This window comes from Caulobacter sp. 17J80-11 (genome assembly GCF_014349105.1).
Lineage (GTDB): Bacteria > Pseudomonadota > Alphaproteobacteria > Caulobacterales > Caulobacteraceae > 17J80-11.
Window position 1 is genome coordinate 218,341 of the sequence record NZ_JACSJI010000003.1, and the last position, 13,365, is coordinate 231,705.

Genomic DNA, 13,365 nt, shown 5'->3' on the forward strand with positions numbered 1-13,365 from the left:
AGGTCGGTGATGGCTATTCATTTGTCGGCGCCCCGCGCCACGGAATTGAAGCCCCGCATCGTGGTGTTCGGCGTCGGCGGCGCAGGCGGCAACGCCGTGAACAACATGATCGAGGCTGAGCTGGAGGGGGTGGAGTTCGTCGTCGCGAACACCGACGCCCAGCAGCTCCAGTTCGCCAAGACCGACCGACGCATCCAGCTCGGCGTGGAGATCACGCAGGGTCTGGGCGCCGGCGCTCATCCCGAAGTCGGCATGTCCGCCGCCCAGGAGTCCGAAGCCGAGATCGGCGAGCACCTGGAAGGCGCGCACATGGTGTTCATCACCGCCGGCATGGGCGGCGGCACCGGCACCGGCGCGGCCCCGGTCATCGCCAAGTGCGCGCGCGAGCGCGGCATCCTGACCGTCGGCGTCGTCACCAAGCCGTTCACCTTCGAAGGCCGTCACCGCATGCGTCTGGCCGACGCCGGCATCCTGGAGATGCAGCGGTACGTCGACACCCTGATCGTCATCCCGAACCAGAACCTGTTCCGCGTCGCCAACGAGCGGACCACCTTCGCCGAAGCCTTCGGCATGGCCGACCAGGTGCTGCACTCGGGCGTGCGCTCCATCACCGACCTGATGGTGCTGCCGGGCCTGATCAACCTCGACTTCGCCGACGTGCGCACGGTCATGTCCGAAATGGGCAAGGCCATGATGGGCACCGGCGAGGCCGGCGGCGAGGACCGCGCCCTGATGGCGGCCCAGAACGCCATCCAGAACCCGCTGCTGGACGAGACCTCGCTGAAGGGCGCCAAGGCGGTGCTGGTGAACGTCACCGGCGGCCTGGACATGACCCTGCTGGAGGTCGACGAGGCCGCCAACGCCATCTCGGCCGAGGTCGACCCGGAAGCCAACATCATCTTCGGCGCGGCCTTCGATCCGTCGCTGGAAGGCAAGATCCGCGTGTCGGTGGTCGCCACCGGCATGGACTCCGCCGCCATGCAGAAGCCGGTCCCGCAGGCCCCGGCCCAGCCGACCCGCGCGGTCGGCGGCTCGACCCTGTCGCGGCAGCCCGAGCCGGTTCGCCAACCGGAGCCGGTCCGTTCGGCCTTCGGCGCCCGTCCGGAGCCGCGCGTGGAGGCCGCCCCGGCCGCCCGTGAGCCGATGTTCGCCCGCCCGGCCGAACCGGAGCGCACCCTCGACACCGGCGGCCGCCGCGTCGACATCCGCGAGCCCCGCGTCGAGGAGCCGCGCATCGTGGCCGCCGACGCCGAGCGCGCGATCGCCCGCATCGTCGACCCGCTGGTCGCCGACGAGGACGACGCCGGTCAGCCTGACCTGTACTTCGACGCTCCGGCCCCGCAGCCGGCCCCCCGCGCCATGGCCCCGCGCCAGCCGGAGCCGCGCATGGAGCCCCGCGAAGAGTACGCCGAGCCCGAGCGCAAGGGCGGCTGGCGCAGCCTGTTCGGCGGCCGTCCGCGTTACGAAGCCCCGGCCCAGCCGGCCCCGAGCTTCGGCCGCAGCCAGCCCCAGATGCGCCAGACCCAGCAGGCGCAGCCGGCCCCGCAGCCGGAAGCCGAACCCCAGGACGACTTAGAAATCCCGTCGTTCCTGCGGCGTCTGGCGAACTGACGTTCGCGACTGACATCGCCTAGAGAGAACGGGCGCGGGGGCTTCCCCCGCGCCCGTTTCCGTTTCGGCGTGAAACAAAGCGAAACCCGACTTTAGTTGAGCTGGCCCCGCCTGGGGCCTAGTGGTCCGATGGGCCAAAACTCCCGCGTCAAGTCGGGCGAACTAACCAGGATTTTCGTCTTGATCGCATCGTCGGATCTCAATGAACACACCCTCGCCGCGCCGGCCATCTGCGCGGGCGTGGGCGTGCACACGGGCGTCCGAGTGCGCCTGTCGATCCGTCCGGCCGCGAGCGGGACGGGCATCGTGTTCGTGCGCACCGACATCAAAGACCGTGACAACCGCATTCCGGTTTCCGGCGACGCGGTGGTCAAGACCCAGCTCGGCACGGTGATCGCCAACGCCGCGGGCGCGACCGTCTCCACCATCGAGCACCTGATGGCCGCCCTGGCCGCGCTCGGCGTCGACAACGCCGTGGTCGAGCTCGACGGTCCCGAAGTTCCCATCATGGACGGCTCGGCCCTGCCGTTCGTGCAGCTGCTGGACCGCGCCGGTTTCCGCCGTCAGGAAGGCCCGCAGCGTTACATCGAGGTTCTGGAGCCGATCCTGGTGGAGGACGGCGACAAGTTCGCCGCCCTGCTGCCGTGCGATCGCTTCGAGGTGTTCTTCGAGATCGAGTTCGCCAGCCCGGTGATCGGCCGCCAGGCGGTCGACCTGGTGCTGACCGAGGACAGCTTCCGCGAGGAGCTGGCCGCGGCGCGCACCTTCGGCTTCGCCCACGAGGTCGAGGCCCTGCGTCAGATGGGCCTGGCCCGCGGCGGCTCGCTGGAGAACGCCGTGGTCATCGACGGCGAGCGGATCCTCAACCCGGAGGGCCTGCGCTTCGTCGACGAATTCGTGCGTCACAAGGCGCTGGACGCCATCGGCGACCTGTACGTCCTGGGCATGCCGCTGCTGGCCCGGTTCGAAGGCCGCAAGGCCGGCCACGCCATGAACAACGCCCTGGTTCGCGCCCTGCTGGCCCGCCCGGAAGCCTGGCGCGTGCGCATCCCGGCCGCCGAGCTGGCCGAGGCGGTCTGACGCGCGACATCCGCCGTGTTGGCCGTCGCGATCACGTCGTGTAGAACCGATTAACGAGCTTCGGGGGGAAGCCTCCCGGGGGCGCTCAATCGAGAGGTCGCATCGGTGCGTCGAGAACTCTTCCGCCGCGGTTCCATCATCGCGGCCGTCCTGGTGGCGGCGGCTCTGTCGGGCTGCGCGGGCAAGCAGAACAAGCCGAAGCTGGCGTACGAAGAGCGTCCGGTCGAACTGCTGTACGCCACCGGCGCGCAGCGCATCGACCAGGGCCGCTGGTCGGAAGCCATCGACTATTTCGAAGAGGTCGAGCGCCAGCACCCGTATTCGGAGTGGTCGCGCCGCTCGATCCTGATGCAGGCCTACGCCTATTACGAGGGCAACCAGTACGCCGACGCCGTCGCCGCGTCGGAGCGCTTCATCCAGCTCTATCCGGGCAGCCCCTCGGCCTCCTACGCCTATTACCTGAAGGCGATCTGCTACTTCGAACAGATCGTCGACGTGGGCCGCGACCAGGGCTCGGCCGCCAGCGCGCTGGTCGCGCTGCGCGAAGTGGCCCAGCGCTATCCGAACAGCGACTACGCCCGCGACGCGCGGGTGAAGATCGACATGGTCAACGACCAGCTGGCCGGCAAGGAAATGGCGGTGGGTCGCTGGTACCTGCGCCGCAACCAGCCGCTGGCCGCGGTGAACCGCTTCAAGACCGTGGTCGACAAGTATCAGACCACCTCGCACACGCCGGAGGCCCTCTACCGCCTGGTCGAGGCCTACCTGACCCTGGGTCTCAACGAAGAGGCCGAGCACAACGGAGCGGTGCTGGGCGCCAACTTCCCGGGCGACCCCTGGTACAGCGACGCCTACAAGCTGCTGACCGCCAAGGGCCTGGAGCCGGTGGCCCCGACCGAGACCGCCGAGAAGGCGAAGAAGAAGGAAGGTTGGCTCGGGAAGATCATCCCGGGCTGATCCGCCCCGAATCCCGCTAAACCGCGGTCATGCTCATCGGCCTGACCATCCGTGACGTCGTGCTGGTCGAGTCCCTGGACCTCGTCGTGGGTCCGGGACTGACCGTCCTCACCGGCGAGACCGGCGCGGGCAAGTCCATCATTCTCGACAGCCTGGGCCTGGCGACCGGCGCGCGCGCCGACGCAGGCCTCGTGCGCGCGGGCGCCGACCGGGCGGTGGTCACCGCCGGCTTCGCCCTGCCGGCCGGACACCCGGCCTGGGCCGTGCTGGCCGAAAAAGAACTCGACTTCGATCCGGGCGAGGACCTGGTGCTGCGCCGCCAGCTCGGCGCCGACGGCCGCTCGCGCGCCTTCGTCAACGACCAGGCGGTCAGTGTCGGCGTGCTGAAGGAGCTGGGCGAGGCCCTGCTCGAGGTGCACGGCCAGCACGAGACCGTGGGCCTGCTGGACGCCCGCACCCACCGCAGCCTGCTGGACGCCTACGGCGGCCTGGAGCCGAAGGTCGCCGCCGTCCGCGCCGCCTGGAAGGCCTGGCGCGACGCTGTCAGCGCGGCCGAGAGCCTGCGCGAGCGCGCCGCCAGGGCCGCCGCCGAGGCCGAGGAACTGACCGCCCGCCTGGCCGAGCTGGATCGCCTCGACCCCAAGGTCGGCGAAGAACTGCAGCTGGCCGAGGAGCGCGCCATCCTGGGCGCTTCGGAAAAGGCCCTGGCCGACATCGCTTCGGCCCGCGAGGCGCTGGGCGGCGACCAGCTGTCCAGCCGCATGGCCCAGGCCTTCCGCGCCCTGGAGCACGCCCGCACCCGCGCCGTGCAGGCCGGTGCGGGCGAAGACAACGTCGTCGTCCAGCGGCTGCGCGCCGCCGCCGAGGCCGTCGACCGCGCCCTGGTCGAAGCCCAGGAGGCGATCGCCGCGGTCGACAACGCCGCCGACGCCTTCGACTTCGAACCGGGGCGGCTCGACAAGGCCGAGGAGCGGCTGTTCGCCCTGCGCGCCGCGGCCCGCAAGCTGGGCGTCCTGACCGACGACCTGCCGGCCGAGCGGCTGCGCATCGCCGAGGCCCTGCGCCTGATCGAGGACTCGGAGACCGCCCTGAACCACGCCGCCGCCGCCGCGGCCGCCGCCGAAGGCGCCTATCGCGACGCCGCCGGCGCGCTGTCCGCGGCCCGGGCCGAAGCGGGCGCGCGCCTGGCCGAAGTGGTGATGGGCGAGCTGACGCCGCTGAAGCTGGAGAAGGCGCGCTTCCGCGTGGCGGTCGAGCCCCTGGCGCCCGAACGCGCCGGGCCCGACGGCGCCGACCGGATCGAGTTCGAGATCGCCACCAACCCCGGCGCGCCGTTCGGCGGCCTGGGCGCGATCGCCTCCGGCGGCGAACTGGCCCGCTTCGCGCTCGCCCTGAAGGCGGCCCTGGCCGGCCGTGGCGCGGGGGCGACCATGATCTTCGACGAAGTGGACCAGGGCGTCGGCGGCGCCGTGGCCGACGCGGTGGGCCTGCGCCTGAAGCGCCTGGCCGGCGCTGGTCAGGTGCTGGTGGTCACCCACTCGCCCCAGGTGGCGGCCCGTGGCGACGCCCACTGGAAGGTGGCCAAGCGCGAGGCCTCGGGCGTCGTGCGCACCTCGGTGGCCACCTTGACCGCCGAGGAACGCCTCGAGGAGCTGGCGAGAATGCTGGCCGGCGCCGAGGTCACCGAAGCCGCGCGGGCGGCGGCGCGGGCGTTGATGGCGTGAATTCCTTCTCCCCCAAGGGGAGAAGGAATTAGAATTTCGGCCGGAACAGCGGGCTGGCGGTGAAGATCTCGATCCCGTCCTCGGTCACGCCGACGGAGTGCTCGCACTGGGACGACAGCGACTTGTCGCGGGTGACCGCGGTCCAGCCGTCGTTCAGCACCTTCACCTGCGGCTTGCCCAGGTTCACCATCGGCTCGACGGTGAAGAACATGCCCGGCTTCAGCACCGCGCCTTCGCCCTTGCGGCCGAAGTGCAGGACGTTCGGATTGTCGTGGAACACCCGGCCCAGGCCGTGGCCGCAGAAGTCGCGCACCACCGAGCAGCGCTGGCTTTCGACGTACTGCTGGATGGCCCAGCCGATGTCGCCGAAGGTGTTCCCGGGCTTCACCTGAGCCAGGCCCAGGTCCAGCGCTTCGTAGGTGATGTCGATCAGGCGGCGCGCCTTGGGCGCGATCTCGCCGACCGGGTACATGCGGCTGGTGTCGCCGTGCCAGCCGTCGACGATGACGGTGACGTCGATGTTGACGATGTCGCCGTCGCGCAGGTTCCGCTCGCCCGGAATGCCGTGGCAGACTACGTGGTTGGGGCTGATGCAGACCGTGTGGTTATAGCCGCGGTAGCCCAGGCAGGCGGGCAGGCCGCCGTGGTCCAGCACGAACTCGCGGGCCAGCTTGTCGAGCGCCTCGGTGTTCGCCCCCGGCACGACGTGCGGGGTGAGCATGTCCAGGCACTCCGCCGCCAGTTTGCCGGCCCGGCGCATGCCCTCGAAGTCCTCGGGCTTGTGCAGCTTGATCCCGTGGGTGCGGGTGGTCGCTTCGGCGGACGCTTCGACGGTTTCCATGACGGCTTCCGGTGACTTACGGGCGCGACCGCCAGCGGAGCGGACGCTCCAGGCGGATGGCTTCGGGGCTCAGATGGCATCCGTAGCACAGAACTTCCACCCCCCGCGCGGCCGCGTCGCGCAGGGCCGGGCCGTAGGCGCGGTCGATGTCGTCGGCCGTGTCGAACAGATCGCAGTCGGTGCGCTGCACGACGAACAGCATGACCGCCCGGTGGCCCGCCTCGACCATTCGCTCCAGCGCCTTCAGGTGCTTCACGCCGCGCACGGTGACGCAGTCGGGAAACTCCGACACGCCCGGCTCGCGCAGGAAGTGGCTGTTCTTGATCTCGACGTAGCAGGGGGCGCGCGCGTCGTCCTCCAGCAGGATGTCGATGCGGCTGTCGCCAGCGTACTTCACCTCGCGCCGTAGCCGGGCGTAGCCGGCCAACTCGGGGATCAGGCCGGCGGCGATGGCTTCGGCGCCCAGCCGGTTGGGATGCATGGTGTTGACCCCGACCAGCCCGGGGCCGGCCTCCACCATCTCCAGCGTATGGGCCAGCTTGCGTTTAAGATCGTCGGACTTCGACAGCCAGACCGCCTGGCCGGGCTCCTTCAGGCCCAGCATGGCGCCCGGGTTGGGGACGTGGGCGGTGACCAGCCCACCGGCGTCCAGCTCGACGTCGGCGAAGAAGCGCTTGTAGCGCTGGACCAGGCGGCCGCGGACCAGGGGGGAGGCGAATTGCATGGCTGGGTGTTAGCCCCCCCTATTCGTCCCGTCATCCCCGCCTGACGACGCGGCCCGGCGTCGCCCCGACCTCTCCTTTGGCCGCTACCCCCGCTTCGTCGAGGGGGGCGTGAAGCGGGTGGTCGGCGGCCGCGACCCCGCGGCGGTGGACGCGGCCACCCGGGAACTGCTCGACCTGCTTCGCGAGGCCGGCAACCCGCCGCGCTCGATTGCGGTTGAGCTCCTCGCCGACGGGACTGGAGGAGCGGACATGGCCCAGGGATCACGCCGGGCTGCGGCCGCCCTCGCCGTGAGCCTCGCCGCCTCACCCGCCCTGGCGGGAGGCTTCTACACGCCCGAGGCGTCGGCGCGGGCCGTCGGCCGCGCCTTCTCGAGCGAGGCCGCCGACAGCGGCGCCGCCTCGCTGTGGTGGAATCCGGCGTCGATCGGCCCGAGCGGGGGCGAAATCGCCGGCGATCTTTCGGCGATCGTGGCGGACTCGCAGGCCGACGACGGCGGATCGACCCTGACCCGCTTCCTGCCGCGCGGGGGGCCCGCCTTCACTATTCCAGTCCGTGGCGAGCCCCGCGTGTTCGGCCCTGTCGATAACGCGTGGCTCGCCAGTGCGGCGGCGGCCGTGCCGGTCGGCGACCGGTTCGTGCTGGGCATGTCGGCGACACAGCCCTTCGGATTCACGACCAATTATCCGGTCACCTCGTGGGCCCGGTTCGGCGCGGCGAAGTCGCGACTCGACACCGTCGACGTGCAGGCGACCGCAGCGTGGAGGATCAACGGCCGTTGGACCCTCGGCGCGAGCGCCGACGCCCAGTACGCCGACCTGCGCCTGACTCGTCTCCCCTTCATCTTCGGTCCGACCGAGGATCGTCTGGAGACGTCCGGGGACGGATGGGCCTGGGGGTGGAGCGCCGGCGTCCTGGGCCGGGTCGGCGACGTCCACCTCGGCGTGAGCTACAGATCGAGCCTGGATCACGAACTCAAGGGCGACTTCGCCTTTTCGGGGGTTCCTCGAGAGCTGTCTGTGACCAGCGGCACGCGTCCCGCCCGGATCGCCTTCTCGACACCCTGGATCGCCACCGCCGCCGTGCGCTGGGCTGTCGACGACAAGGCGACGCTAGGCCTTCAGCTCCAGCGGTTCGGCTGGAGCGAGTTCGAAGGGTTCGACGTGGACGCCGATTTCGTGGAGGACGGGGACAAAGGGTTCACGGACACCACCTCGGTGGCGTTCGGCGTGGATTACGTGCTCTCGCCGGGCGTCACGGGCCGGGCCGGCGTGCAGTACGACCCGACGCCGACGTCGGGCGGGATCACCAGCCTGCAGGCGCCCGACGCCGACCGTTGGGCCTTCGGCTTGGGGGCCGGTTTCACCGTCCAGCCCGCCTTCCTGGTCGACGTGTCCGTGGCCTATGTCGCCTTCGACGACCTGGAGATCGACGCCACCACGGTGTCGTTCGGATCGACGCCGCTGCAGGCCACCCTCGACATGCGGGGCGAGGGCGACCTGGACGAGGTGTTGATGTCGGTCGGCGCGAGCTGGCGGTTCTGAGCGCCGCGCCGTGTGCGTCCGTCGCGCAACAGGCGACCCGCCTCCGACGTACTCACGCGCAACCGGCGCCGAGTCGCGGAGGTTTGTACCTCACTGCGAGCGTAGGGGGCGCGCCCGGCCATAGGATGGAGCGCCCCTGTGTCTCGTCTCGTACGTCGATCCGTCTGCGTCGCCGCTCTGATCGGCGGCGCGACGCTTCTCGCCGGTCAGGCCCACGCGGCCGGCTTCTACATCCAGGAACAGTCGGTACGCGGCCTCGGTCGGGCCTTCTCCGGCGAGGCGGCCGACGCCGGCCCGGCCTCGCTGTGGTGGAACCCCGCCGCGATCGGCGGCGCTCCGCGTGAGGTTTATGGCGGCGTGCACGCCGTCCTGCCGGACACCGAGGTCGACGATCGCGGCTCGACCATCGACCGGCCGGTCGTGCCGGTGGCCCCGGTGGGCGGCGAGCCGCGGGCGTTCGGGCCGCTCATGAACGGCCTCGTGCCGAACCTGGCCGTCTCCACCCCGGTCGGCGACCGGTTCGCGCTGGGCCTGTCGGTCAACGCGCCGTTCAATTTCACCACCAAGTACAATTTCCAGTCCTGGGCCCGCTATGAGGCGGTGAAGTCGCGCCTGAACACGGTCGACATCCAGATGACCGGCGCCTGGCGGATCACCGACGCCTGGACCGTGGCGATCGCGGCCGACGCGCAGTACGCCGACGCGACCCTGTCCAACGCCTCGCCGAACCTGCCGCAGCTCGTGCCGGGCCGGGGCTTGGTCATCCCCAACGACGCCTTCGTCGAACTGTCGGGCGACGGCTGGGAATGGGGCTGGACGGCCGGCGTGATGGGCAAGATCGGCTCGGTGGACGTGGGCGCCAGCTACCGGTCGAGCCTGGACCATGAGCTGGACGGCACGGCGACCTTCGCCGGCTTCGTGGGGCAGCTGGCCGGCCAGAACGGCTCTCGCGCGGCGACCGCCACCTTCTCGACCCCGTGGATCGCCACTCTGGGCGGCCGCTGGGCGGCGACCGACCAGGCCACCATCAGCCTGCAGGTGCAGGAGGTCGGCTGGAGCGAGTTCGACGCCATCCGCATCGACCTGGGCACGATCCAGCAAATCTCGCCGCAGGATTACGACGACACCACCACCGTGGCGCTGGGCGTCGACTACGCCTTCACACCGACGGTGACTGGCCGCGCCGGCATCCAGTACGACCCGACCCCCACGCCCGACGGCAATCGCTCGCCCCGCGTGCCGGACGGCGATCGCGTGCTGTTCGGCGTCGGCGGCACCTTCACGCCGGTCGAGAACGTGCTGGTCGACGCCGGCCTGGCCTACGTCCACTTCGACGAGTCGAATATCAACCGCGAGACCACCTTCTACGCGGGCACGCCGGCGGCCACGCCGGTCGTGCTCGCCGGCGACGTCGAGGGCCACGCCGTGGTCATGGCGGTGGGCGGGCGCTGGCGGTTCTAGGCGGTCGCCCCAGGCCAAAAGAAAAGGCGGCGAGATCGCTCTCGCCGCCTTCTCATTTTCAGCAGGGGATCAGTCCGCCGCGGTGCGACGGCCTTGGCCGCCGCCGCCGCCGCCGCCGCCGCCTTGGCCGAAGCGCCGGCGCTTGGGACGGTAGCTGCCGCCGCGCTTGGGCGCGCGTTGGCCTTCGGGACGCCCGCCTTCCGGCTTGGCCGCGCCGAACTCGCCGGCCATCGGGTCGTACTTGGCCCGCGGGGCGCCCTCGGCGTGGTGGGTGCGGTCGCGCTTGGGACGGCCGTGGCCGCGCGGTTGCTCGACCGGCTCCGGCGTCTTGGCCTTGCGGCCCGGGTTGGCGGCCAGGATGGCCGCGTCCAGGGCGCCCAGCGCGCGGTCGTTGCGACGATCCCACGAAGGGATGGTCTGGCGGGTGACGCGCTGGATGTCCTTCAGCAGCTTGCGCTCGTCGTCGGCCACCAGGCTGACCGCCACGCCCGAGGCGCCGGCGCGCGCCGTGCGGCCGATGCGGTGGACGTAGGCTTCCGGCACGTAGGGCAGCTCGAAGTTGACCACGTGGGTGACGCCGTCGACGTCGATGCCGCGGGCGGCGATGTCGGTCGCCACCAGGGCGCGGACGCGGCCGTCCTTGAACGCCTGCAGGGCCCGCTCGCGCTGGCTCTGGCTCTTGTTGCCGTGGATGGCCGCCGCCTCCACGCCGCCGGCCTCGAGATAGGCGGCGACCTTGTCCGCGCCGTGCTTGGTCTTGGTGAAGACCAGGGTGCGGGTGAACTTCGGATCCGAGAACAGCTCCGACAGCAGGGCGCGCTTGCGCACCTGCTCGACGAACAGCACCTGTTGCTCGACCTTCTCGGCGGTGGTGGCGGCCGGCTTCACCTCGACCTTGGCCGGGTCCTTCAGGAGTTCGGCGGCCAGCTTGCCGATCTCGCCCGGCATGGTGGCCGAGAAGAACAGGTTCTGGCGGTTCTTCGACAGCTTCGAGACCACCTGGCGGATCGGCTTCACGAAGCCGAGGTCCAGCATCTGGTCGGCTTCGTCGAGCACGAAGATCTCGGTGGCCGACACGTCGATGGTCTTTTGCGACATGTGGTCGAGCAGGCGGCCCGGGGTGGCCACCAGCACGTCCACGCCGCGGCTCATGGCGCGCTCCTGCGGGCCGTACTTCACGCCGCCGAACACCACCGCGACGCTCATGCCGAGGTTGCGGCCGTAGGACTTGAAGCTCTCGGCGATCTGGCTGGCCAGTTCGCGGGTCGGCGACAGGATCAGCGCCCGGCAGGTGCGCGGCAGCGGCGCCTTACGGTCCGCCGCCAGCCGGTGCAGCATCGGCAGGGCGAAGGCCGCGGTCTTGCCGGTGCCGGTCTGGGCGATGCCCAGCAGGTCGCGGCCGGAGGCCACCAGCGGGATGGCCTGGGTCTGGATCGGGGTCGGGGTCTCGTAGCCTTCCTGGGCCAGGGCCTGGAGGATCGGCTTGGACAGGCCGAGGTCTTGGAACGTTTTCAAATCAATGTCTTTCGCATCGCCGAACGCGCACGCAGGCGCGCCGGCGTCCCCGCTGGCTCGCAATCTGCGGGCGTCGGGGCGTTTCGGGGCGACGCCCCGCGTGCATGGGCGATCGAAGCTATGGGACGAATACGGGGCTCGACAGGCAAGTCGACGATACGTCGTCGACCCTCACGCGGCTGGAGCACCGAAGGCTCGCAAAATGCGATGGACGGCCAAATGGACCCTGCAGCTCGAAAAGTCAAGGAAAGCGCCGCCTGCGCGCTCTCGGACGCTTGCGGCGCAGGCTGAAGGGCATAGGTTGCCGTCCACCAGATTCCTAAGGGGGAGGGCCCAGGTGTCCGCTTTCGTTTCCCGTCTCGCCCTGGCGCTCGCCGCCGGCGCCGTGCTCGCCGTTCCGGTCGCCGAGGCCAAGCCGAAGAAGACCGCGCCGGCCGCGGCCGCCGCCCCGGCGCCGCTGCCCTACGTCGAGACCGCCAGCCAGCTGCGCGACAAGGCCATGCAGGGCTCGATCGCCTATTCGCTGGTCGAGGAGATCACCACCCGCTTCGGCCCGCGCCCGGCCGGCGGCCCGGCCGAGCGTTCGGCGGCCGAGTGGGGCGCCCAGGAGCTGAAGAAGCTGGGCTTCACCAACGTCGAGATCCAGGACTTCCCGCTGCACACCTGGGTGCGCGGGGCCGAGCACGGCGAGATCGTCGCGCCCTTCCCGCAGCCGCTGGTGATCACCGCGCTCGGCGGCTCGCCGGCCACCCCGGCCGGCGGCATCGAGGCCGAGGCCGTGCTGTTCGACACCTACCAGGCCCTGCTCGACGCGCCGAAGGGCTCGCTCACCGGCAAGATCGCGGTGGTGCTGCAGCCGATGGCGCGGGTGACCGACGGCGCCGGCTACGGCCCCATCTCCAACATCCGCTCCAACGGCCCGGAAGCCGCCCGTGAGCGCGGCGCGATCGCCTTCGTGCTGCGCTCGGCCGGCACCGAGGACCACCGCTTCCCGCACACCGGCTCGACCAAGCGGGTCGAGGGCGGCATTCCGGCCTTCGCCGTGTCGCCCCCGGACGCCGAGCAGCTCGCCCGCGTCGCCGCCCGCGGCGGCCCGGTGAAGCTGCGCCTCTACTCCGAAGCCAGCTCCCCGGCCCAGATCGGCCGCTCGCAGAACGTCGTGGCCGAAATCCGCGGCCGCGAACGTCCGGACGAGGTGATCGTCATCGGCGGCCACCTGGACAGCTGGGACAAGGGCACCGGCGCGATCGACGACGCCTCGGGCGTGGCCATCACCACCGCCGCCGCCAAGCTGATCGCCGAGCTGCCGCAGGCGCCCAAGCGCACCATCCGCGTGGTATGGTTCGGCTCCGAGGAACTGAGCCAGCCGTTCCCGCTGCCGGGCCTGTCGGGCGGCAACGCCTACGCCAACATGCACAAGGACAGCCTGGGTAAGCACGTCGCCGCCAGCGAGAGCGATTTCGGCGCTGACGTCATCTACAGCTTCGGCCTGCCGGCCGGCGCCCCGGCCGACTTCGCCAAGACCGCGGCCCAGGTGCTGGCTCCGATCAAGGTGATCCCGAGCAACGAGCCGGGCGAGGGCGGCGGCCCCGACATCGGCCCGATGGCGAAACTGGGCGTGCCGGCCTTCCGTCTCAACCAGGACGGGTCTGACTATTTCGACGTACACCATACGCCCGACGACGTAATCGACCGGGTCGATCCTAAGTCTCTGGACCAGAACGTCGCCGCGTGGGCCGCCCTGTTGTGGCTCATCGCCGACAGCGACGTGGACTTCCGCAATGCGGCGCCAGCCCCGGCGGCTGGGCACTAGAAATCGCAGGTAATCGCGGAACGCTCCGAGCCGTCGGGCGTTCTGAGGGCGCTGTGCATAAACTCTCCGAGGCTCCGGCGCCCTAAGCGTATCGGG

10 protein-coding genes are annotated in these 13,365 nt (G+C 70.9%); 7 read left to right on the forward strand and 3 right to left on the reverse strand.

Features of this window, described 5'->3' with window-relative positions:
* Nucleotides 1–9: 9 nt before the first annotated feature.
* The 4 genes from ftsZ (at nt 10) to recN (ending at nt 5,372) form a co-directional block, all read left to right on the forward strand.
* On the forward strand, nt 10–1,611 hold the full coding sequence (gene ftsZ / locus H8B08_RS05160; protein WP_187449129.1) for a cell division protein FtsZ: 1,602 nt from the start codon (nt 10–12) through the stop codon (nt 1,609–1,611).
* A gap of 180 nt (nt 1,612–1,791) precedes the next feature.
* Nucleotides 1,792–2,691 (forward strand): UDP-3-O-acyl-N-acetylglucosamine deacetylase, encoded by a 900-nt coding sequence (lpxC, locus tag H8B08_RS05165; RefSeq protein ID WP_255500666.1) that lies wholly within the window; start codon nt 1,792–1,794, stop codon nt 2,689–2,691.
* A gap of 105 nt (nt 2,692–2,796) precedes the next feature.
* Nucleotides 2,797–3,648 (forward strand): outer membrane protein assembly factor BamD, encoded by an 852-nt coding sequence (locus H8B08_RS05170; RefSeq protein WP_187449131.1) that lies wholly within the window; start codon nt 2,797–2,799, stop codon nt 3,646–3,648.
* 29 nt (nt 3,649–3,677) lie between these two features.
* Nucleotides 3,678–5,372, forward strand: coding sequence for a DNA repair protein RecN (recN, locus tag H8B08_RS05175; protein ID WP_187449132.1), 1,695 nt, complete (start codon nt 3,678–3,680; stop codon nt 5,370–5,372).
* 28 nt (nt 5,373–5,400) lie between these two features.
* On the opposite strand, the gene map is transcribed toward recN, so the two are convergent.
* Both map and sfsA read right to left on the reverse strand, forming a co-directional pair.
* A complete protein-coding gene (map, locus tag H8B08_RS05180) occupies nt 5,401–6,213 on the reverse strand; it encodes a type I methionyl aminopeptidase (RefSeq protein WP_187449133.1) in 813 nt (270 codons plus the stop codon).
* 16 nt (nt 6,214–6,229) lie between these two features.
* On the reverse strand, nt 6,230–6,937 hold the full coding sequence (gene sfsA, locus H8B08_RS05185; RefSeq protein WP_187449134.1) for a DNA/RNA nuclease SfsA: 708 nt from the start codon (nt 6,935–6,937) through the stop codon (nt 6,230–6,232).
* A gap of 109 nt (nt 6,938–7,046) precedes the next feature.
* On the opposite strand from sfsA, the gene H8B08_RS05190 reads away from it, so the two are divergent.
* Together H8B08_RS05190 and H8B08_RS05195 are read left to right on the forward strand one after the other, a co-directional pair.
* Entirely contained in the window at nt 7,047–8,480 is a 1,434-nt protein-coding gene (locus H8B08_RS05190) for an outer membrane protein transport protein (protein ID WP_187449135.1), read from the forward strand.
* Nucleotides 8,481–8,618: 138 nt separating this feature from the next.
* Nucleotides 8,619–9,941 (forward strand): OmpP1/FadL family transporter, encoded by a 1,323-nt coding sequence (locus H8B08_RS05195; protein WP_370545401.1) that lies wholly within the window; start codon nt 8,619–8,621, stop codon nt 9,939–9,941.
* Between the two features lie 69 nt (nt 9,942–10,010).
* Here the strand turns inward: H8B08_RS05195 and H8B08_RS05200 are convergent, their stop codons facing one another.
* Nucleotides 10,011–11,456 carry a DEAD/DEAH box helicase gene (locus H8B08_RS05200; protein WP_187449136.1) on the reverse strand — a complete coding sequence of 482 codons (1,446 nt, stop codon included), beginning with the start codon at nt 11,454–11,456 and terminating at the stop codon, nt 10,011–10,013.
* Nucleotides 11,457–11,793: 337 nt separating this feature from the next.
* On the opposite strand from H8B08_RS05200, the gene H8B08_RS05205 reads away from it, so the two are divergent.
* Nucleotides 11,794–13,269, forward strand: a complete 1,476-nt coding sequence (locus H8B08_RS05205; RefSeq protein WP_370545402.1) for a M20/M25/M40 family metallo-hydrolase — start codon at nt 11,794–11,796, stop codon at nt 13,267–13,269.
* Nucleotides 13,270–13,365: the final 96 nt, after the last annotated feature.